This is a genomic window from Microvirga ossetica, assembly GCF_002741015.1.
Taxonomy (GTDB): Bacteria; Pseudomonadota; Alphaproteobacteria; order Rhizobiales; family Beijerinckiaceae; genus Microvirga; species Microvirga ossetica.
The window spans coordinates 460073-481101 of the sequence record NZ_CP016620.1 but is presented as its reverse complement, the minus strand read 5'-3'; the positions used below and the strand labels follow the sequence as shown (position 1 = coordinate 481101).

Sequence of the window (21029 nt, the reverse complement as noted above, 5' to 3'; positions counted from 1 at the left end):
GCGCGTTTAGCAATGATGAAGAAGAACCCTGCACGAGCAAGAGCGGGCCGCTCCATTTAGCCATTAAGGCGTAAGCTTTAATACGTAAGGGTGCCGCAGCATTGCGCTTGATTTATAGAAGCCACGGACGGGGCTCTGATCAGCCCCCGCCATTTTCCGCACCGCGCTGGCAACCTGACGAGCAAGCAAAGTCCTTACGACGAACTGAGGTAAGTTGAACGAGGAGCGAGCGTTGGTCAGCCAACGCTCAATTTAACGCTGCTTCGAGCCCAATTTCGCTCGGCGTGGTGCGTGCGCCCCAAGAGGTGCCGCTCGGCCTTTAGCGGGCCGCCAACGCGGCCTAGCGGGACCGCTCCCACCGGATGGGCTTATACGCCCTGCCCCTCAGCTTCGCGTCGCCCCAGATCGTGTCGAGATATCCCGCATCGGCGAGAATGATGGCGTCCAGCCGGGCCGCGCGGTTGATGTCCACGTTCGCCTTGCCGTTCCGGAGGCGCTCGTGATCCTTCATCGATAGTCTGGTGACAAACGTCACGACAACGCCGGGCGCGCCCTCGACTTCGTAAGCATTGAACAGGGCGAGGCCATCCGGCCTCACTTCGATGAGGTGTTCCTTGAATGCGAACCCATTGTTCTGGGCGTAGGCTCGGATGTCGGCCAGGGTGGTTTTACCGTAGACGAAACCTGGGAAATCGGCAGGCTTGCCGTTAGCGCCACCGCCCCACCTCGTGTCGGCATAGACAATTTTCTGCGTCCCCGGATCTGCGGCGACAGCGAGCTTATTCCCGTTGGGCAGCTTCCATCGCCGTTCCCTGTGCGGATCCCCGCTCTTGGAAGGCAGCGGCCGCGCATCGAGTCTGGAGGCGGACTAGATCTCGTCGCCGACCTTGATCCCCGAAAGGGATTGCGCCTGGGCACTGGTGCCGAAAAGCACGCCCGCAGCGACCGCGACCGCGGCGATGGCCTTGAGATCAAGTCGTCGCATAATGCCCCCGGTGCTTGATTTTGGCGGGAAAGTAGGGACTTGGCTGCTTGTGCGTCAACCCATGCGGGCCGCCAGGAGCATCCTTGGGGCAGACGGTGTCGTATCCATGCAACACTGTCCTACGCGGCGCAGAGGCGTGTCGCCGCCGGCTCTACGGCCTCAGGTTAGCCAGGAGGGGGAGGTTGATCCCTTCGACGTTGAGCGCCTCATAGGTTGGGCAAGAGGCACCTCAAGTTCGCTAGCGGCGCGGGCCAAGTTCAGAGAGGAGTCTGCGTTATACCTCCTGAGCGGGATTGCAAACCCAAGAGACTCCGCGTAATCTAATCTACATTTAGTAGCCGCCGTCCATTCGAGGCCCGATATGTTGCGGCATGTCACGGATGAAGAGATCGAGCAGCGCGTGAGGGTCCTCCGGCAGGAGATCGATCTTCAGAACCAAATCCGCCCTGACATGATGACCGTGATCGAGAGGCTTACAAAGATCTTTCGGCACTTCGCCTATCAGCAGGTACCAGACTCCGAGATGCCCGATGCAGAGGCGCAATGGGATGCCCGAAAAGGCGTCCTGCACATGCGTGAGAGTGTCGTCGGTGCCATACAGAGGGGTGAGCCAAGAGCCCGGATGGCCATCGCCAATGAGATTGGACACTTCGCCATGCGGCACGCGGGTGTTCGCAGCAGGAGCACTATTCAAGCGACGACTGGAAAACGCTTGTTAGAGGCCAAGAAGGAGGAGAGTGAGGCCAGACGCTTTGCTGCGATGTTCTTGGCTCCCAATTATCTCCTCAGTTCGACTGATACGGTTGAAGACATTGTGGACCGTTTTGGCATGAGCTTTGAGGCGGCGATGATCCGCAAGGGCGAGTTCGATGCGTTCCAGCGACGGGCCTCCGGGCACCGGCGCGAGCTACCATCTGTCGTGGTCGATTACCTCAAGGACGCTCAGAGACGGGGCGCGAAGCTGCGGACAGAGTTGAATTAGGGACCTCTGACGTTGGCGAATGAGCTGGTGCGGGGTACCAGGCCCGGCTGGCGGCGCGGTGTAGGAACGCCAATTGCAATCACTGAGCGTCCGGTGCCAGGACCCGCCAACCTGGGGTCGCTTCAAAGAAGGTCTGGATTGCTTCGGCCAGCATCCAGCGCCGGATAAACTCCACACCCAGATCAATGCCGTGCCGCTTAGCGAGTTTCTGAGGACATTTTAACTTTGCCTACAGGAATGTCAGAACTCGTTAGACAAGTCTCTGATTGTCCTCATTAGAGATGTCACCTCCGGGGAGTGACTGCTGAGAGCTCAACCCACCTTGAACAGGCTCTTGCCTTGGCCGCGCCGCCGCGGGGCGCTGTTGCTCCGGCTCATGTCGAGCTCCTTCTGCCGCTCGGCAATGTAGGCCAGAACCGGACCCAGCCGCTTGTTCTCGACGACCGCCGCCTGATCCACCTGCTGGCGTCGGTCAAAGGGCCTGTAGGGCAGCTCCAGGCCCTTGTGCTTGATGGCAAAGCGCCCATCCGGATAGTCGTAGACGGTCACCCGCTGGCGGGCGAGGGACAGCGTGATCGCGTTCGGCTCGAGAATGAACAGCACCTGGTCGTACTGCAGGGTCAGATTGCGCGAGACCGTCCGCTCCTCCCGCCAGGCGAACACGTCATCCAGCTCATCGTCCTCGCTGAGCGGGCGATGCAGGTCCTTGTCGCTGTAGGGCGCCTTGGCAAAGCGGCGGTTGAAGTCCGCCATGAATGCCGGCAGGAAGGCATTGCCCGCCTCAAGGGTCGAGATCCCAGCCAGTCGCATCTCCTTGACCAGGCGGTCCTGCAAGGTGCCGTTGGCGCGCTCGACGCGGCCTTTGGCTTGGGGCGAGTTGGCGCAGATGATGTCGATGTTGAGCTGATGCAGGGCTCGCCCGAACTGGGTCATGCCGTCACCGCCCACCGCTCCTTTGCCGTTGACGCGGAAGACGGCATGCTTGTCGGAGTAGAACGCCACCGGCTTGCCGTAGGCCTCCAGGTACTCCCGGGTCGATCGGAAATAATCAAAGGTCGACTCGGTCTCGACGAACTTCAGGTGCATCAGCCGGCTGGTGGCATCGTCAATGTAGACCAGAAGCGTGCAGGGTGGGCCGCGATCCTCGAACCAGTAGTGCTCGGAGCCGTCGATCTGGACGAGTTCGCCGACGCAGTCGCGCCGATAGCGCGGCTGGTGCACCCCTTTGAGCTTCTGCCGGCGCTCCTGCCAGAGACCCGCCGCGATCATCCAGCGCCGGATCGTCTCGACACCCAGATCGATGCCGTGCCGCTCGGCGAGCTTCTCGCAGGCGAGCGTCGGGCCGAAATCGGCATAGTTGGCTGTGATCAGCGCCAGCACCTCGGTCCGCAGCGCCGCCGGGTAGGAGCGGTTGCTGGGCTTGCCGCGCCGGCGCGACACCAAGGCCGTGGGACCACCGGTCTGATAGGCCTTGAGTAATCGGAACACTTGGCGCCGTGTGATCCGCAGCAGTTGGGCAGCTTCGCGCACCGTAATTCGCTCCGCCACGACGTCCCGCAGAATGTGAACCCGATCGATCTCCGGCCGGCTCATCCCGATCACCGTCATCAGACCCAATCTCCCCAGCACCATCACCCAGGGAGAGTGACATTTGTAACGGGGAGAGGAGTGACCTTTCTAACGGGGTTCTACATACAGGAAATTTCGTTGAACATTTTTTATGGAACCGAAAATTCTGAATCCCGTGCTCTGTGCGCTTGAACCATGTCTAGAACGCAGCTGTTATGGAGCCTTGCGCCTGTCACTGATCGCATCTTCGAGCCCAGAATGATCACTGTGCCTGCGCTTCCGCCGATTTTGTCAGCTGACGCAGACTCGCGGTATCCAGGTCAGGTGCCGGAGCCAGTCTCGCGCTTCGTCGGGACCTTTCGATTACCTTCTGTTCAACCGGAGCTGCGATCCTGACCTCCGGTTGACGATTACTGTTCGATGGCGATGGCTTGTCTCGCGATGCTGCTTTGGTGGTCAGCGACTTAACTGCCTTTCCCGCGATCGATCCGGTGTTGGCTACGGTGTCGCTGGTCGCGATGGCGTTTAGGCTCACCTTGGTTTGTCCAACCAGTGGCGGCAGCCGGGCAATCTCGGTGCGTGCGGCGGCAAGATCGGCGCGCAACTGTGCCATCTCAGACAATGAGACACGGGTTTTTGACTGCTCGGAGAGGAGCTTCGTTTGAGCATCCTGCAGGCTCGCCAAATCACGGCGGAGCTGACCCTCCAGCTTGCTCGAGGACTGACTCGAGACGGCATACGAAACCCACCCTGCGGCGGCCGACAAACTGAGCGTCAGGACAAGAACGCGGTGGGTGCTCAGCACTCGGGTTACAGCTCGCGGACCATTGGACCCTGCCCTCATACACAGCCGATTCCGGTGCGGCTTATTCATGTCGAGCAGTGTGGGCACAAAGAGGCAGACGATGCTTCCGTCTCCGCAAGGGCGGGATTTTCGTTGCTGTGGTTAAGACTGTGTTGCCAACGGCGAGCGCTCATCGGGCTTCAGATCTGGAACTGTGGGAGCGGCATGGTCTCCCAACGATGTCAAAGCCAGGTGTTCCCTAGAGAGCACAGTCTGGTGGCAAGCATTCGACCCAATAAGAAATGTTATTGCCAGAGGGCTGCGCAGCCACCTAACGAGTTATTTGTGAGCTTTCGCGAGGTGCATATCGCCCAAGTGGAAGCCATCTCTGGGGGCAACAATGCGTATCTCATTACTCGCGATTCTCGCGGGCAGCCTTTCTTTGGGTGCCTGCGCTACGGTTACCCGTGGCACGACTGAACAAATTACCTTTGATTCCGAACCGCCGGCAGCCATGAGGACCTCGACTGGGCTGACCTGCCCGACGACCCCTTACACCCTGCAGGTCGATCGGAAATCAGAGTTCGTCGCGACCTTCTCGAAAGACGGCTACGCGAGCCAGGACATCATGGTCCAGACCCGAGTGGCTGGAAGCGGCGCGGCTGGCTTTGCCGGTAATGTTCTGATTGGCGGTATCATTGGGATGGGCGTCGATGCCGCAACGGGGTCGACCCTTGAACACTACCCGAGCCCGGTGACGGCAAGCCTTGCTCCACTCGCAGTGTCCTCGAAATACCGGGGACGCAAGCCCGCAGCTGCTCGTGGGCCTGTGAAGGAAGCTGCCCCACCGACCTCATGATGAGTGGATCGGCGAACGCACAACCCCGGCCTTTGGCCGGGGTTTTTGTTTGGCCGCCCTCAATTCTCTCTTCACCCCACCCGCATCCTCCCGATCTAGCCCCCCTCCTTATGAGCCTACCCGACGAGAGTCCCTGCCTTAGAACCATCGGGAGTGGCCATATCTCCAGAGGGACGACAACGGTTCACGACAACCATGAGCGGAACGGCTTCCCGATAAGCGGCGGCAGGACGTTAAGACCCGTCTGGCCCGCGAAACACGGGTTGGCTTGCCGATCAAAGTCCTTGTGGCCGTAATCATCGTTACGGCTCTGTTCATGTTGCTATACTCGGTTACTTGACAGGCACGAACAGCCTGAACTGATCGACGATGCTGAGGCGCGCGCAGCCAAGGATCCCAACAGTGCAACGATCAGGCGTCGAAAGGAGGAGCGGCCGAGCATCGTGTCCCGGGAATCAAAGAAGTGAGATCGGTCCTGGCAGCCTCAAGCAGCATCCTTGGGCAAGCTCGTAGACGGAGTCTTGTGAGCAACTTAAGACCGGCGGATCCCGGCAGCCGCAAGCCTTGCCTCCCGGGTCCTGATGCGCTCGCGGTGGGCCGTGTAGAGACCGCTCGCCGCAATGACGAGACCGCCGGTGAGGGTCATAGCCCCCGGCACGGTGCCGAAGACGCCAAAACCCAGCAGTCCGGCAAACAGGAGCTGGACGTAGGAGAACGGCGCGATAGTAGACGCTGCGGCCTTGCGGTAGGCCAGGATGATGAGCCAGTGGCCCGTGGTCGAGCAGGCGCCCATCAGGACAGCCAGGCCGACCTCTCCAGCAGTGGGTGTGCGCCAGTGGAACGGCACGAAGGCTGTCAGGGCGATCAGTCCGATCACCGCCGACCATGCCAGGGTCGCCTCGGGCCGCTCAGAGCTCATCAGGCGGGTGGCGATGGCGGCTACGGCCCAGGCAAGCGCCGCGCCGATCGGCAGCAGGGCGGCCAGCTGGAAGGCCGAGCCGCCGGGCTGGACGACCAGCATCACGCCAAGAAAGCCCACGGCGGCGGCGGCCCAGCGTCGGATGCCCACCTTCTCGCCGAGAAGCGGAATCGAGAGGGCGGTGATGAAGATCGGTGAGATGAAGTTGATCGCTGTCGCCTCGGCCACCTGGAGGTATCCCAGTCCGAGAATGAAGAGGACAGCTGAGCCGGCGACCGCCAGGGCCCGGATGATCTGGAGGCGCAGGCGCGGCGTGTGCATCGCCCTCGTGCCGCGTGCGACGAACACCGTCGGAACGACCACCAGGCCGAAAATGAGGTAGCGCAGCCAGGTGACTTCGATCGCGGGTAGCGTGCCTGTCAGCACTTTTGCGGCAACATCGCCCATGGCGAAGAAAATGGTCGATACAAGGGCCACGCCTATGGCGGCGAAGGTTGCGTCTCTGGCAGGAGCGCTGCTCTTCGTGCTCGGTCTCGCGGGGACGACCTCAGTGATGGACGGACAGTCGGCGACGGCGGAGGGAGGTGGGCTCATAGGTGCTTGGAGAATCTCTGCGAGAGCATGGGGCTTCACGCGCTCTGTTGAGCCAGCACGATGAACCGACACTGCTGAATCTTGCGTGAACTGAGCTTCCAGCCTCGCGCAGGACATCCCTGCGCCGGCCGCATGACGTGGCAGAGGTTACTTCCATACTCAATCAGGTCCGCACGGGCATGCCGACCCGTGCGTCGTGCTCGCGCAGCCAAGCCATCACCGGGATGCTCACCAGCACCATCCAGACTTTGCCGAGGATCTGTGGCAGCAGGAACTCGAGGCTGCCGAACGCCAAGAACAGGAAGACGGCACTGTCGATGATCAGCCCCACGACACTGCTCGCGACCACTGCCAGGATGAGGCCCCGCCGCTGCAACGGCGTGTAGACGCTCAAATCCGCCAGTTCGGACAACAGAAACGCCGCTGTCGATGCGAGAATAAGGGACGGAGGCGCAAGAACAGCTGAGAGGATTGCACCAACACCGATGGCAGCCAGCGCCCAGTACCGCCCCAAACGCCGCTGCACGAGGTCGCGCAGCACGAGGGCTAGGCCAACCACGAGCACGCCACTCGGGGCTGCAAGGCCAGGGGCTATAGGGATGAGACATGGGCCGTCCGGAACGCAGACCGTTCCGACATGGCCGACGAGCCAGTTGGCAGCTGGAATGCAGGCCGTAAAGCCCACGAGAAACGCGATCCCCTCAATCCGGCGCCGTCGATCAGGCGTCATGGTCGTGTCCTCCACAGAATTCATCTCATCAGTGTGGTTGCTCTGGCTAAGCCTGAGGCAGCTGCCCGGCTTGGTGCTCGCGGCAAGCCTCGATCCAGTAGTCCGGATCCTCATACGGGGTTGGATCCTCAATACCGGCGAGATGAAAGGCCTCGCGCCGCTCGACACAGGTGCCGCAGCGCCCGCAATGACGCTCGCCACCCTGGTAGCTGGACCAAGTGTCGGCAAAGGGCACGCCCAGCCGTGCTCCTTCACGCACGATGTCGGCTTTGTTCAGCCGCACGAAGGGAGTGTAGAGCGCGATGCGAGCGATCCCCTCCAGCGCATGGCGCTGCATGGTCTCGAAGCTCTCGATGAAGTCCGGGCGACAATCCGGGTAGATGAAGTGGTCGCCACCATGGACCGCAGCCGCCACCGCCTCGACCTGCCCGGCAGCAGCGCCGCCGAAGGCAATCGCCAGCATGATGGCGTTGCGGTTCGGCACGACCGTAATCCGCATCGTCTCTTCGGCATAATGCCCCTCTGGAACAGGCTCCCCGCTGGTGAGGGCCGATCCCGTTAACAGGCGCCCGACTGCGGTAATGTCGACGGTGTCGTGCGGCACAGCGAGGCGAACCGCGCAGGCCCGCGCGGCGTCGAGTTCCTTTTTGTGGCGCTGGCCATAGTCGAAGGACACCAGGCGCGTGAGCGTGTGCTCAGCCGCAACTTTGTGCGCGAGCGTGACGGAGTCCAATCCGCCGGAACAGATAACGAGGGTTTTCACCAGAGCTCCTTGTTTTGACCGGGTAGGCTGCGACCGGATCGGCTGACGTGCCGACGAACGTTGAGCACATGGAAGACGTGAAGGCGTGGCTTCACCAAGCCTTCACCCCATCTGCGTCACGGTATAAGGGCCAAGGCGGGTGCACGTGTCAACGAGAATACATTCCGGCATACTCTCTTCCAAAAGCCTGACCTCGATTGCGCGACAGGACCGCGCCGAGACCCTCCGCCGCGAAGTCATGCTCTCTTCTTGACGCTGGCAGGAGGGGCGCCGATATGGCGAATGGATCTTCGGCTGGACACTTCAGGGCAAGAGTGGTGCATGGCGGGACGGGTTCGAGGCCGAAAGAGTTCCCGTGAGAAAATTCTCGACGCGGCTGCGGAGCTGGTGAGTGAGATCGGGTCGGGACGGCTGACGCTGGACACCGTGGCCGAAAAGGCCGGTCTCAGCAAGGGTGGGCTTCTCTACAACTTTCCCAGCAAGGAAACGCTGCTTCAGGCCATGGTCCAGCGCCTCGTTGACGAGGTTTCTGCGGAGCGGGAGGCCCTTCGCGCTCAGGCCGAGCCCGGGCGCAACCTGGAAGCCCGCCTGTGCACGGCGGCGCTGCTCAAGCTGCGCCAGGACAGGACGAAGGGGGTCGCCAATGGCATGCTGGCCGCGTCGGCCGAAAACCCGCGCCTGCTTGATCCCGTGCGGGCGGTCATCAAGGCGACCCTGGAGACCCTGAAAGCCACGTCGGATGATCTGGACGCGGCGCTGGTGGGCTGGCTGGCCATTGAGGGCCTGAACAGCCTCGAGATGCATGAGCTGAGCCCATTTTCGGAGGAGGAGCACGAGCGGGTCGTCCAGGCGGTCAACCGCCTGTTACTCAGAGGAGTCGCTGAGTAGAGGCCCCAAGCGCAGGGCGGACGAGCCGGATTTGGAGGCGCGGAATCCATCCTTCGTGCTGCTCGAGGTAGCACATCCATGAGCCTACGCTCGCAGGGGCTGCGCTAGTTCCTGATCATGTCAATGCGCTTTGGCAGAAAAGGTGTTGTGGCTCTCAATACACCAGAGCCCTCCGACATCATCGATAAACGCAAATCCGCTGATCATCGACGGTATAAAAAACCGCCGAGCGCCATCGCTTTAATAGGCTAAAAGCGTTCGCTCGCCGCACCCCGCTATGGCCCTTCGCCTTCCAGCGTACAACCGGCCTTGAGCACGACCTGATAATGCTGAACCTCGTCGTTCTCCACGTGACCACGGGTTTGCATCACCTCAAACCAGCGCAGGTTGCGCAAGGTCTGATCGGCCCGCTTGATCGCCGTCTGGATCGCATCCTCGATGCTGTTGGGCGATGAGCCCACCAGTTCAACGACTTTGTAGACGTGATCGGACATCACGCTCCCATCTCCTATCCCAGATCCCAGGTAGCGCAGACAACGTCGCCTGCGAATCCTGCCGGCTCTCAACAGCTGGCATGGCACGACGATCAGGAACCACGACGTGGCTGGCGGAGATCAGGTGTTGGGTTGTTCCTATAGGTGTGAGGCAACAGCCGCTCGAAGCTGCGGCGCACCGTGCCGTAGCACTCGCAGGAGGTCTGCTCCAGGCCGGCCCGATCCATCACCGTGATCACACCCCGGCCCTGCCGGATCAGCCCCGCCTCCTGCAGCGCTCGTGCGATGCTGCTGACGGTGGAGCGCTGCACCCCCAACATGTCGGCCAGGAACTCGTGTGTGAGCGGCACAGCGTCCCGATCCAGCCGGTCGTGCATGCTCAAGATCCAGCGGCAACACCGGGCCTCGACACTGTGGACCGCGTTGCAGGCCACGTTCTGCAGCACGCGGGCCATCATGGCTTCGGCAAAGTTCAGCACCAGCTGGCGCACCTTCGGACGGGTGCCGATCACCTCCTGCAGGCGCTCCAGCTCGATTCGGGAAGCGGTACCGTCAGCTTGTACGATGTAGCGCCCAAAGGACTGGAGGGCTGTCATGGAACTGACGAGGCCCAAGGCCCCTTCCCGGCCATAGACCGCCATCTCGGCCGAGCGGCCATCCTTCAACACGGCCACCAGCGACACTACCGTGTCATGGGGAAAGAAGGCATGGCGCAGGGGATCGCCGGCCTCGTACAACACCTGATCCTGTTGCAGGCTGACCCCGTGCAGGTGCGGCTCCAGTGCCGCAAAGTCATCGGAATCTAAAGCCGCCAGGAGCCGGTTGGTACGGTGATCGACCTTCGGAGCTGGAGCAAGGGCGTAGATATCGGGTTTCATGCCCCAAGCTAGGCAGCGGATGGTCCCGAAGAAAAGCTGGAAATCACACAGGAGTCAGCAAGCTCTGGCTGACGGACGGGTGCGACCTCTCTGACCCGAAGAGCATTGCCATGTCTATGGCCTGCCTTTCAATGATCGCGCGATGGCGACACGCGTCACCTGATGGCCCCATCCCAGCACACCAAATGTTTACTCTGTCGGCTCAGGATGCTTTCACCGGGTCTGATGCGAACCATCTCGATCCGGTGCGGAGCTCTACCCTCCGCTCAACGCCCTGGGTGAGGTTTCAGACAGCCCTCAGCCGGGGCGTTTTCCGTTCACGCCTTGGCGCGCCGATCGTGCGCCACGCTGCCGCGCCCCATTCGTGCCGCTTGTCTCTTCCAGCAAATCACCTCACTCTGGCTTCAGCTGCCTGTCGACGACAGCTGTCGACGAGACCCGGGAGACGGCACGGATGGACTGCCCTCCCGGGCTCCTCGTCGGACTTCAACACACTGCAGGATCTGCACTGGAGCAAGGTACGCAAGCTCTCTGCGCCTTGCGACATCATCGGCGCGTTCTCAGCAAAGTAGGCCCGGTGGCTGTCTTACCTCCGAAGCGCTATGGCGCTTCATCCGGCTCCACAGGCAAAGTGTCACCAGGCGTTTATCCGTAGGGATAGCAATGACAAGGGTCGTTTCCACCATCCTGAATACTGGCGCAGATAGGCTGCTCTCCGCGGCCAATCTCAATCAACAGTATTCGCTGACAGATCCGGAAGCTCAGATTCTCCGCTGCTTGAAGGCCGGCAAGGAGCGTTCCACAATCGCGGCTGAAGTTGGCGCTGACGATGTCGCTGTGAAAGAACACATCAAGGCCATCTTGAGAAAGGCCATTGGGTCACAAGGCGAGCGGCCTTATCCGATGAGGAATTTCGACCTCGTCCCGATAGCATCCTATCCCGTCGCCGAGCCGTGAGTTCCGAGAGCGCCCTTATCACCATGCGTGGCTTCTCGATCAGTCAAATCCCCGGCCAGATGATCTGAGTCCCGCAAGCGCTGCTGACCGTCGTGCTCGCTCTTGCCTGACGCATTTACCGGGGGGTTGGCGTCGCGCCGAGATTGATGCCGTCCAAGCCGGCCGTGTCCCAATGAAAATCCGCCTGCTACGCCTTGGACCCGGCCAAGTCCACGATAAGAGGAATTATGTGTCCTGGGCTTGGCCGGGAGTGCGGTCGGGTAACCACTGTTCCTAGATGCGGCTCCACCATTGAACTGACGGTAAACGCGAAACGACTTTTGTCCGGAATTCATGCGCATCCCAGAATTGGTTTTAACGCAGCCTGCTGAGCCTCATCGCGACTGCTGATGAGCACCTTTCGCGCTGGCACCCGCTCGCCGGTCGACTTCAGTCGTCACGGCCGACCAGAACCGAAATCCCTGCTCGCTGCCTCTGGCGCGGCAGTAATACGCCTGCTGCCGTGCTCGGGCGTAGGCTGCCGCTCCCTCATACGCAATCAGGCAGACCGCTTCATCTTCAACGGCGGTGAGGCCCGCTTGAGTCCTGGTCCTTGGACGACGGGATAGCAGGGTTCGGAGGGATCCGATCAGGCGCTTCATGAGAGCCAGTATGGACACATGATGGGACGGGTCAATGAGCGCCCAGGACGATCAGGAGATCAGCGCCAAGTGGATGGCGTCATCGTCCTGTCAAAGTTCACAAGCAGAGGTGGGTCACTTTCATGTTGCGTAACTGAGTATCACCAAGGCATTTCATCCGCCCCGCTGGCCTCAGGCTGGCGGGGCTATTTTGTTGCCTTTTGGGGCGCCAGCCGCGGTAACAAAGGCCAGACCATTCGTCAGCTGTCGAACGGCGTCGCGATGGACCTCAGCGGATGAGCGACGAGGACCGCAGGGGCAACCGGCTCCGACAGTGCTCTCAAGAGTCCAACGCACCTTAAGCTTGGCCTCGTCAAGAGGTCTTGCCTGAACCGGGGCATCAGGCTATCAACTCGCGTTAGCACTCCCATGCGTCGAGTGCTAAACGTGCTGCTCGGCGCAGACGAGTGCCTCCAATTCCATATTGAGGAGGCTTGCCCATGAAGTTCCGTCCGCTGCACGACCGCGTCGTCGTCCGCCGCATCGAAGCCGAAGAGAAGACGGCCGGCGGCATCATCATCCCGGACACCGCCAAGGAGAAGCCGCAAGAGGGCGAAATCGTCGCCGTCGGCCCCGGCGCCCGTGACGAGAGCGGCAAGGTCGTCGCCCTCGACGTGAAGGCCGGCGACCGCGTGCTCTTCGGCAAGTGGTCCGGCACCGAGGTGCGTATCGATGGCCAGGATCTCCTGATCATGAAGGAATCCGACATCATGGGCGTGATCGAACAGTCCGCCGCGGCTCAGAAGGCAGCTTAAACAGCCCAGCCCGAACAGATAACAAATAACAGGAGTTCAGCTCATGGCTGCCAAAGACGTAAAATTCTCCACTGATGCACGCGATCGGATGCTGCGCGGTGTCGATATTCTGGCCAACGCCGTAAAGGTCACGCTGGGCCCCAAGGGCCGCAACGTGGTGCTGGAAAAGAGCTACGGCGCTCCGCGCATCACCAAGGACGGCGTCACCGTGGCCAAGGAGATCGAGCTCGCCGACAAGTTCGAGAACATGGGCGCCCAGATGGTGCGCGAAGTGGCCTCGAAGGCGAGCGATGTGGCTGGTGACGGCACCACCACCGCGACCGTTCTGGCCCAGGCCATCGTCCGCGAGGGCGCCAAGGCGGTTGCCGCCGGCATGAACCCGATGGACCTCAAGCGCGGCATCGATCTTGCCACCGCCGAGGCGGTGAAGGACATCCAGTCCCGCGCCAAGAAGGTGGCTTCATCTGAGGAGATCGCTCAGGTCGGCACCATCTCGGCCAATGGTGATGCCTCCATCGGCGAGATGATCGCCCAGGCGATGCAGAAGGTCGGCAACGAGGGTGTCATCACCGTCGAGGAGGCCAAGACCGCCGAGACCGAGCTCGACGTGGTCGAGGGCATGCAGTTCGACCGCGGCTACCTCTCGCCGTACTTCATCACCAACGCCGAGAAGATGATTGCGGAGCTCGAGGATCCCTACATCCTCATCCACGAGAAGAAGCTCTCTTCCTTGCAGTCGCTACTGCCGATCCTCGAAGCCGTGGTGCAGACCAGCAAGCCGCTGCTGATCGTGGCGGAGGATATCGAGGGCGAGGCTCTCGCCACCCTCGTGGTCAACAAGCTGCGTGGCGGCTTGAAGATCGCTGCCGTGAAGGCTCCCGGCTTCGGCGACCGCCGCAAGGCCATGCTCGAGGACATCGCGATTCTCACCGCCGGCCAGACGATTTCTGAGGACCTCGGCATCAAGCTCGAGAATGTCACCCTCGACATGCTCGGCCGTGCCAAACGTATTCGCATCGACAAGGAGAGCACCACGATCATTGATGGCGCCGGTGCAAAGGACGCGATTGAAGCTCGTGTTCAGCAGATCAAGGCGCAGATCGAGGAGACCACCTCGGACTACGACCGTGAGAAGCTTCAGGAGCGCCTGGCCAAGCTCGCAGGCGGCGTCGCGGTGATCCGCGTCGGCGGCTCGACCGAGATCGAGGTGAAGGAGAAGAAGGACCGCGTGGACGACGCGATGCATGCCACCCGCGCTGCGGTGGAAGAGGGCATCGTTCCCGGCGGCGGCACGGCTCTGCTGCGCGCCAAGGCTGCGGTTGCGAAGCTCACGACCGACAACCCGGACGTCCAGGCCGGCATCAAGATCGTCCTGCGCGCGCTCGAGGCTCCGCTCCGTCAGATCGCCGAGAACGCCGGTGTTGAGGGATCCACAGTGGTCGGCAAGATCAACGACAACACGAAGTCCGACACCTACGGCTTCAACGCTCAGACGGAAGAGTTCGTGGACATGCTCCAGGCCGGCATCGTCGATCCGGCCAAGGTCGTCCGCACGGCTCTGCAGAACGCGGCTTCGGTCGCCGGCCTGCTGGTCACCACCGAGGCCATGGTGGCCGACGCTCCGAAGAAGGAATCCGCTCCAGCCATGCCTGGTGGTGGCATGGGCGGCGGCATGGGTGGCATGGACTTCTAGATCCTGCTCCTGTCATCCCATAGGAAAGGCTCCGGATCACTCCGGAGCCTTTCCTATGTGGATCTGACCGTGAGACGCTGATCGTTGGTGAGGCATCGCCGCGCGAGCAGGGGTGCCCTTTGGGCTTCGGCGCTTCGGCCGTCTCGGATCGGCAGAAGGCGATTGCAGCCTTCAGGAAGACTTGCCGGACTTGTGAGTGTTGGCTGACCGCCTTGATCCAAGGTTTGTCCGCGACGAGTGTTACCAGCCGCTCGGGCATCAGGCGGCGCTTCTCGTCCTCGGCGGCCACCATCCGTTCGTAGGCATTCAGCAAGTTTGATGGTTTGGCCATGGACACTCCGGACAATGACGGTCAGCAGGCCGGACAGGGTTCCGACGCACCTTTCGTTGTTTACCGGAGATCGGTCTAGCGATCGTTAAGTCGCGTCGGCAGCCTCGGGGAGGCCGTCAGCATGCCTGGTGACAACCCACCGCTGGGCTGTGCCCTATTTGTCACCCGGTGCCACTGCTTGGGGATGCGATGACGGCGAGCGGCATTGGTCTTGAACGGCATGATGGAGATCCGAGATCAGGAGGACGCAGTTCCCCTGTGCCGTGCAGCTTCGGTCGCCAAATCGCTCATCCGCGCAACATGGCACTTTCAGCGGTGAGATGTCAGATGTCGAGGAAGCTCCGGAGCATCCGGCTGCGCGACGGATGCTTCAGCTTACGCAAAGCTTTCGCCTCGATCTGCCGGATGCGCTCTCGAGTCACGGAGAACTGCTGGCCGACCTCCTCGAGAGTGTGGTCACTTTTCAGCCCGATGCCGAAGCGCATGCGCAGCACGCGCTCCTCGCGCGGCGAGAGGGTGGCAAGCATTTGCGTCGTGGTATCGCGCAGGTTCGACTGGATCGCTGCCAGGTCAGGAGAGACAGCATTGTCGTCCGCGATAAGATTGCCGAGATGTGTGTCCTCCTCGTCGCCAATCGGCGTCTCGAGGGAGATCGGCTCCTTGGCGATCTTGAGCACTTTCTGAATTCGGTCCACGGGCATGGCGAGCTTTTCGGCCAGCTCCTCCGGGGTCGGCTCGCGGCCGATCTCGTGCAGCATCTGGCGCGAGGTGCGGACGATCTTGTTGATCGTCTCGATCATGTGCACCGGGATGCGGATCGTGCGGGCCTGGTCGGCGATCGAGCGGGTGATCGCCTGCCGGATCCACCAGGTGGCGTAGGTCGAGAACTTGTAGCCGCGCCGGTACTCGAACTTGTCGACCGCCTTCATCAGGCCGATATTGCCCTCCTGGATCAGGTCCAGGAACTGCAGGCCGCGGTTCGTGTACTTCTTGGCAAGGGCGATCACGAGGCGCAGGTTCGCCTCGATCATTTCCTTCTTCGCCTGGCGCGCCTCGCGCTCGCCCTTCTGCACCATCATGACGATGCGGCGGAACTCCTGGATCTCCAGGCCGGTCTCGCTCGCCAGATTGTGGATGTTCTCGCGCAGGTCGTGGATGCCGTCCTTCGCCTTGGCGACGAAGTCCTTCCAGCCCCTGCCGCCGAGCTTGGAGACGCGCAGCACCCATTTGGGATCGAGTTCCCATCCCTGGTAGTGCTTGAGGAACTCCTCGCGGGCGACGCCGTGGCTCTCGGCCAGGCGCATCAGGCGGCCCTCATGGGAGATGAGGCGCTTGTTGATGTCGTAGAGCTGCTCGACCAGGGCCTCGATGCGGTTGTTGTTCAGCGACAGCGACTTCACCGCGGTGACGATATCCGCCTTGAGCTCCTTGTACTTGCGCTCCTGGGCCGGGGTCAGCTGCTTGTTCTGCATGCGCTGTTCCACATGCTCGACCTGCAGGCGGCGCAGCTTCTTGTAGTTGTCGGCGATGGAGTCGAAGGTCTCGAGCACGCGCGGCTTCAGCTCGGCCTCCATGGCCGAGAGCGACACGTTGTTCTCCATGTCGTCGCCCTCGCCCTCTTCCTCGGACGGGGCCGCTTCGTCGCCTTCGGCTGCTCGTTCCTCCTCCGGAAGGTCTTCGCCGATCCCATCGACATTGGGGAGGATGGTTCCGTCCGGGCCCGCATAGGTCGCCCCCAGGTCAATGATGTGACGGAGCAAAACCTTGCCGGCCAGGAGCTCGTCACGCCAGATGATGATGGCCTGAACGGTGAGCGGGCTTTCGCACAGGCCTGCAATCATCGCCTCGCGGCTGGCCTCGATGCGCTTGGCGATCGCGACTTCGCCCTCGCGGGACAGAAGCTGGACCGAGCCCATCTCGCGCAGGTACATGCGCACCGGATCGTCGGTGCGCTCGGTCGGCTCCTTGGCGGTAGTCTCACGCACCGCGATCGGATGGCTCTGGGAGGCCTCGACGAGGTTACCGCCGTCGGCTTCCTGCTCCTCGGCCTCTGCCTGCTGCCCCTCGTCCACCTCTTCGGACTCGACGACGCTGATCCCCATTGCGGAGAGCTGGCCAAGCACGTCCTCGATCTGCTCGGAGGAGAAGTCCCTGGAGGGCAAACCTTTGTTTAATTCACCGTGCGTCACATAGCCCCGCTGCTTCGCGAGCCTGATCATCTGTCGAACGGCGGCATCAGTCAGGTCGAGCAGAGGCCCATCTGCTTGGTCAGGGTGTGAAGTAATGATGTGATCATCCTTGGAGCGAGTATGTGAGGAGGCTTCTGGCGTTCGGAAAGAGAGGTTAGCGCGGCTCTGATTCAAGGTCGTCTCCAGTACGAAAACATTGTACCAGACTGACCTTGCGACATTTGCGCACGCCACTGCCTTACATGAATCCGGTTAAGAAGGAATTGGTCTGGAATCATGTCCATCTTAGGTGGCAGTCAATGAGGCTGTTGAGTTTGCTTTGTGGCCATAGGAAAATCGGCCGAGGTTATAAAGATAGAGTGCCGGCACAGCCTCCATGGCAAGATGAATGGTTCGAGGCGATGGACCACCTTTGTGCTCATGGCCCCGATGTCGATGAGTTGCCGAACGGATTTGGGGCATCGTCAACTTAACGGGTTTCGCCTGCGTTTTGTGCATTTTTCGTCCAGAGTGGATGACGTACTTTCAATGGCTTAGCGCTGAGCGTGATGACTTCAGACAACCCTTATCGGTTTAAGTTGACGGTGCCTCTGAGAGTCCCATCCGCAACATGTCGCGATGCTCAACCTTTACGTTGAAGAGAGCATCGCTGAGAGGCTGGGACTGTTGAGGTAGCAAGTGAATATGCTCACTTCATGGAGCCGTTCCTCTTTGCCACTACTGTGGGTATTAAGTATCTCGAATGTTAAGCGGCCAGAGTGCCGAAACGTCATTGATCTCTGATCAAGGTATCTATACCCAAGATTTAGCCGTGATCGTGCGGCCTCTCTGGGGGCAATATGAAGAATTCCGTTAAGCTCGGGCTCATTGCCATGGGCCTCATTGCTGGCATCAGTTCAACTCACGCACAGTCAAAGGGCGATTGGGTTTTGGCCAACTACAAAGGTGGTGGCTACTGGTATCCCGGCGTTATCCAAGCTGTGTCTGGTGGAAATATCACCGTGTCATACGATGACGGCGATCGGGAGACCCTCTCTGTTAGCGCTGTAAGGCCATACAACTGGGCTATCGGCGGCCGTGTCGAGTGCAACTACAAGGGTGCCGGAAAGTGGTATCCTGGAAAGATCGCGTCATTAGGTGGTGAGACCATCAGTATCAACTATGATGACGGTGACCGTGAGACAACCAAGACCGGTCGTTGCCGCTCTCAATGATCTTGCTGCCTGGTGATGGTAATGTTCCTTCGCCAGGCATGACTTTTAGCTCGACGCCTCCGGCCAGCACAGGGAAGAGAGCCTCGCTGAGACGCTGGGGCTATTGAGGTAAGCTCGGATGCGTGCCCTCCAGATCAACCGAGACGTCCGTCACAGTTTCCAAGACTGTCCCCGCTACAATGGGCGGCGCTCCTAGCGAGACGCTGATAGCGGCAGAGCATGCCGGGCACGCATAGACCGTGCCGCTCTGTAGGACACCTGAGCTTTCAATGTCGACGCTGTAGGTCTTCACGCTTAATAGTGGTTCTGCGCAGTTTGGGCACTTAGCTGACATGGCACACCCTTAGGCACCTGATCCAAGTGAACCCAGTCGCGATAACCGGTCAATTGAGACTGAATGCCCAAGTCCCTCGACCATAGAGCAAGGCAGAGAGAGCACGACGTCAAGCGTAGGGCAGAGAAGCCGCAGGAAACTATGTAATGCCCTGCCATCATTGCCAGAGCGCCCGACGCGAACTCTCCCAAGCCATCCGATCCGTCGCATCAGGAAACTTTCAACAATCCGCCCAGAGCGCCAAGACTGCCGCCCAGCACGTGGCCGACAAGGCCATGGAGAGCGAGCGCATCAGGCGACTGCTGGGAAGGCGATAGGATTTCTCAGACCGGCCAGGTAGCTGAGGTCTTGCCGTACATCATCATGAAGACGGCAGACGACAAGATCCTCATGGGCTGGCTCGCCTCCCAGACAGACACGCTCGCTGAGGATTGGATTGAGATCGAAGCTCCCGAGCACCGCCGTTCCTACTGGGATATCTGCGCGATCATCAAAGCGCAGAAGCCGAGGCCGCCAATGAGGCCAATCCATCTGAATAGGCGGTCCGTGGACCTGTCAGGCCGAAGGACCTTTGGGCCCACAACGTGGTCCTGATCATCGAATTCATCATCGTCTTGCATTGCCAAGCCTCCCACACGCCCGCGTTATAGGCTTCTCTACGTGGTGGACGATTTCGACTTTTGGCTAATCCATCGGTGCAAAGCCCGAAAGCCTCTTATGGCGCTGATCCTTAATCCGCTAACTTGCTTGAGCGTCTCGCTCGCCTCCCAGTCGGACATGCTCGCTCAGGATTGGGTGGAACTCGCATAAAGAGTCACACCTGAAAGGCCCACATCAGGAGCAATCCTCCGATCCCTATGATCGCGATCCCGATCATAATGGCCCAGAAACGTCTTCTCCCTGACGGGGAGTCACCGAACATGGTCGCCTCCAGACCGCATGCATCTCGCGCAACCGCAGTGAGCTAGACCCTAGCCCGAAATGATCTTGATGCGCATCCTCGACCCTCGCATCGGCTTGTGCGCCTTGCGCGCCTCCATCACTCGTGAAACCCATGGCACTGACCGACAAGCAGAAACGGTTCGCTGAAGAATACCTCATCGATCTCAATGCTACCCAGGCCGCGATACGCGCCGGGTACAGCGAGAAGACGGCTTACTCGCAAGGTGAGAGGCTGTTGAGGAATGTTGAGGTCCAGGCTGCGATTTCGGAAGGTCAGAAATCTCGCTCTCAACGTACCGGTATTACAGTAGACAGGGTCGTATAGGGGGGATGTCACGGTAACTCTCGAGCAGGGCTTCTGCCTTATTAACTGAGGCATGACCAAGCCCGTCAGCTACAAGCGCCACCGGTTTCCACCTCAGATCATCGCCCATGCCGTTTGGCTGTACTTCCGGTTCCCCCTAAGCCTCCGGCTCGTGGAGGAGATGTTGCTCGAGCGCGGCATCCTCGTGTCTTATGAGACGATCCGGCGATGGGGAAAGAAGTTCGGTCCGGAGTACGCCCGGCGTCTCCGGATCTGTTGCAGCCTTGAAGCTTGCTCTGTCTGAGCTACGGGATGAGGGTGGCGGTTGGGGCTAGCGAAGAAGCAAAATAACAAGAATCTGTTCAAAGGTCGGCAGTTCACGGCGGAGATCATTCTGTGGGCCGTGCGCTTGTACCTGCAGTTCCCGATCAGCTACCGTGATCTCGAGCGCATGTTCTCCGATCGAGGCATTCAGGTCGATCACACGACCCTGTTTCGGTGGATCCAGGCCTATGCGCCGGAGTTGGACAAGCGCATCCGTCCGCATCTTCGTATGAAGAACGGCTCCTGGCGGGTCGACGAAACATATATCCGAGTGAAGGGAAAATGGGTGTACCTGTACCGTGCTGTTGATGCGACAGGGCAGACAATCGACTTTCTGCTTTCGCCCAAGCGGGATGCGGCCGCCGCCCGACGGTTCTTCCGGAAAGCACTGAAGCAGGCACATACGGTCAATCCGCGGACCATCACGGTCGACAAGAATGCGGCCTATCCTATTGCGACGAAAGCTATGAAGCAGGGAGGAGAACTCCGGCGCTTTGCCAAACTCCGGCAGGTGAAATTCTTGAATAACATCGTTGAACAAGATCACCGGCGTATCAAGCGCTTGGTCCGGCCAGGACTGGGCTTCAAGAGCTTCACGTCCGCCTCGCAGACGCTTTCTGGTTATGAGGCGATGGCGATGATCCGGAAGGCACCGGTCGCCGGTGTACCAGCGAATGACATGGGCGCTCAGCGCGACTTCATTGCTACCCTGTTCGGTGCCGTCGCCTAGCCTGCGTTCTTGTCCGGCCTTCGCTTGGCCTACGTCAGGAATTGCAACGGAACCCTCGGAAATAGGTGCGGCAAGTACCGCCTCCCTATGAAGCGTCGTCTCGCCAGTGTTGCGGAACCCGTGCCGGTGTC

17 protein-coding genes and 2 pseudogenes are annotated in these 21029 nt (G+C 60.7%); 10 read left to right on the top strand and 9 right to left on the bottom strand.

The window, feature by feature from the left end:
* Positions 1-340: 340 nt before the first annotated feature.
* Positions 341-598, bottom strand: coding sequence for a hypothetical protein (locus tag BB934_RS45265; protein ID WP_099516027.1), 258 nt, complete (start codon positions 596-598; stop codon positions 341-343).
* Positions 599-1436: 838 nt separating this feature from the next.
* Between BB934_RS45265 and BB934_RS45260 the strand changes: the two genes are divergently transcribed.
* Positions 1437-1967 (top strand): ImmA/IrrE family metallo-endopeptidase, encoded by a 531-nt coding sequence (locus tag BB934_RS45260; protein ID WP_157934736.1) that lies wholly within the window; start codon positions 1437-1439, stop codon positions 1965-1967.
* Between the two features lie 312 nt (positions 1968-2279).
* On the opposite strand, the gene BB934_RS45255 is transcribed toward BB934_RS45260, so the two are convergent.
* Together BB934_RS45255 and BB934_RS45250 are read right to left on the bottom strand one after the other, a co-directional pair.
* On the bottom strand, positions 2280-3575 hold the full coding sequence (locus tag BB934_RS45255; protein WP_099513308.1) for an ISNCY family transposase: 1296 nt from the start codon (positions 3573-3575) through the stop codon (positions 2280-2282).
* Positions 3576-3798: 223 nt separating this feature from the next.
* Positions 3799-4341, bottom strand: coding sequence for a hypothetical protein (locus tag BB934_RS45250; protein WP_099516025.1), 543 nt, complete (start codon positions 4339-4341; stop codon positions 3799-3801).
* A gap of 493 nt (positions 4342-4834) precedes the next feature.
* On the opposite strand from BB934_RS45250, the gene BB934_RS45245 reads away from it, so the two are divergent.
* Positions 4835-5179, top strand: a complete 345-nt coding sequence (locus BB934_RS45245) for a translation initiation factor 2 (protein WP_237050843.1) — start codon at positions 4835-4837, stop codon at positions 5177-5179.
* A gap of 532 nt (positions 5180-5711) precedes the next feature.
* Here BB934_RS45245 and BB934_RS45240 read toward each other — a convergent pair.
* From BB934_RS45240 to queC, 3 genes are all read right to left on the bottom strand, one after another.
* On the bottom strand, positions 5712-6692 hold the full coding sequence (locus BB934_RS45240; RefSeq protein ID WP_162299293.1) for a DMT family transporter: 981 nt from the start codon (positions 6690-6692) through the stop codon (positions 5712-5714).
* A gap of 163 nt (positions 6693-6855) precedes the next feature.
* Positions 6856-7422, bottom strand: coding sequence for a VUT family protein (locus tag BB934_RS45235; RefSeq protein ID WP_099516156.1), 567 nt, complete (start codon positions 7420-7422; stop codon positions 6856-6858).
* A 46-nt stretch (positions 7423-7468) separates the two neighbouring features.
* Entirely contained in the window at positions 7469-8185 is a 717-nt protein-coding gene (gene queC, locus BB934_RS45230; RefSeq protein ID WP_099516022.1) for a 7-cyano-7-deazaguanine synthase QueC, read from the bottom strand.
* A 321-nt stretch (positions 8186-8506) separates the two neighbouring features.
* Between queC and BB934_RS45225 the strand changes: the two genes are divergently transcribed.
* Positions 8507-9073: a TetR/AcrR family transcriptional regulator gene (locus BB934_RS45225; protein ID WP_162299292.1), complete on the top strand. Its 567-nt coding sequence runs from the start codon at positions 8507-8509 to the stop codon at positions 9071-9073.
* A gap of 275 nt (positions 9074-9348) precedes the next feature.
* On the opposite strand, the gene BB934_RS45220 is transcribed toward BB934_RS45225, so the two are convergent.
* Both BB934_RS45220 and BB934_RS45215 read right to left on the bottom strand, forming a co-directional pair.
* Entirely contained in the window at positions 9349-9567 is a 219-nt protein-coding gene (locus tag BB934_RS45220) for a dodecin (RefSeq protein WP_099516020.1), read from the bottom strand.
* A gap of 92 nt (positions 9568-9659) precedes the next feature.
* The gene (locus tag BB934_RS45215) at positions 9660-10445 is read right to left on the bottom strand and encodes a Crp/Fnr family transcriptional regulator (protein ID WP_099516019.1); all 786 of its coding nucleotides are present in this window, start codon (positions 10443-10445) and stop codon (positions 9660-9662) included.
* 2077 nt (positions 10446-12522) lie between these two features.
* Here BB934_RS45215 and groES point away from each other — a divergent pair.
* Entirely contained in the window at positions 12523-12837 is a 315-nt protein-coding gene (gene groES, locus BB934_RS45205) for a co-chaperone GroES (protein WP_099509915.1), read from the top strand.
* Between the two features lie 43 nt (positions 12838-12880).
* The gene (gene groL, locus BB934_RS45200) at positions 12881-14530 is read left to right on the top strand and encodes a chaperonin GroEL (protein WP_099516017.1); all 1650 of its coding nucleotides are present in this window, start codon (positions 12881-12883) and stop codon (positions 14528-14530) included.
* Between the two features lie 654 nt (positions 14531-15184).
* Here the strand turns inward: groL and rpoD are convergent.
* Positions 15185-17080, bottom strand: a complete 1896-nt coding sequence (gene rpoD / locus BB934_RS45195) for an RNA polymerase sigma factor RpoD (RefSeq protein ID WP_418294842.1) — start codon at positions 17078-17080, stop codon at positions 15185-15187.
* A gap of 809 nt (positions 17081-17889) precedes the next feature.
* Between rpoD and BB934_RS45190 the strand changes: the two genes are divergently transcribed.
* From BB934_RS45190 to BB934_RS45170, 5 genes and pseudogenes are all read left to right on the top strand, one after another.
* Positions 17890-18264, top strand: a complete 375-nt coding sequence (locus tag BB934_RS45190) for a tudor domain-containing protein (RefSeq protein ID WP_099516016.1) — start codon at positions 17890-17892, stop codon at positions 18262-18264.
* A 490-nt stretch (positions 18265-18754) separates the two neighbouring features.
* Entirely contained in the window at positions 18755-19192 is a 438-nt protein-coding gene (locus tag BB934_RS51420) for a Thoeris anti-defense Tad2 family protein (RefSeq protein WP_418294851.1), read from the top strand.
* A gap of 460 nt (positions 19193-19652) precedes the next feature.
* A pseudogene (locus BB934_RS45180) lies at positions 19653-19862 on the top strand (terminase small subunit); the annotation flags it as partial.
* A 55-nt stretch (positions 19863-19917) separates the two neighbouring features.
* A pseudogene (locus BB934_RS45175) lies at positions 19918-20115 on the top strand (IS6 family transposase); the annotation flags it as partial.
* A gap of 54 nt (positions 20116-20169) precedes the next feature.
* Positions 20170-20898 carry an IS6 family transposase gene (locus BB934_RS45170; RefSeq protein WP_099516014.1) on the top strand — a complete coding sequence of 243 codons (729 nt, stop codon included), beginning with the start codon at positions 20170-20172 and terminating at the stop codon, positions 20896-20898.
* Positions 20899-21029: the final 131 nt, after the last annotated feature.

Excerpts from the sequence above, each read along its gene's own strand:
- BB934_RS45260 (WP_157934736.1), top strand. The coding sequence starts at position 1,437 with ATGATGACCGTGATCGAGAGGCTTACAAAGATCTTTCGGCACTTCGCC.
- BB934_RS45255 (WP_099513308.1), bottom strand. The coding sequence starts at position 3,575 with ATGACGGTGATCGGGATGAGCCGGCCGGAGATCGATCGGGTTCACATT.
- BB934_RS45245 (WP_237050843.1), top strand. The coding sequence starts at position 4,835 with ATGAGGACCTCGACTGGGCTGACCTGCCCGACGACCCCTTACACCCTG.
- BB934_RS45240 (WP_162299293.1), bottom strand. The coding sequence starts at position 6,692 with ATGAGCCCACCTCCCTCCGCCGTCGCCGACTGTCCGTCCATCACTGAG.
- BB934_RS45235 (WP_099516156.1), bottom strand. The coding sequence starts at position 7,422 with ATGACGCCTGATCGACGGCGCCGGATTGAGGGGATCGCGTTTCTCGTG.
- BB934_RS45225 (WP_162299292.1), top strand. The coding sequence starts at position 8,507 with ATGGCGGGACGGGTTCGAGGCCGAAAGAGTTCCCGTGAGAAAATTCTC.
- BB934_RS45220 (WP_099516020.1), bottom strand. The coding sequence starts at position 9,567 with ATGTCCGATCACGTCTACAAAGTCGTTGAACTGGTGGGCTCATCGCCC.
- BB934_RS45215 (WP_099516019.1), bottom strand. The coding sequence starts at position 10,445 with ATGAAACCCGATATCTACGCCCTTGCTCCAGCTCCGAAGGTCGATCAC.
- groES (WP_099509915.1), top strand. The coding sequence starts at position 12,523 with ATGAAGTTCCGTCCGCTGCACGACCGCGTCGTCGTCCGCCGCATCGAA.
- groL (WP_099516017.1), top strand. The coding sequence starts at position 12,881 with ATGGCTGCCAAAGACGTAAAATTCTCCACTGATGCACGCGATCGGATG.
- rpoD (WP_418294842.1), bottom strand. The coding sequence starts at position 17,080 with ATGATCAGGCTCGCGAAGCAGCGGGGCTATGTGACGCACGGTGAATTA.
- BB934_RS45190 (WP_099516016.1), top strand. The coding sequence starts at position 17,890 with ATGAAGAATTCCGTTAAGCTCGGGCTCATTGCCATGGGCCTCATTGCT.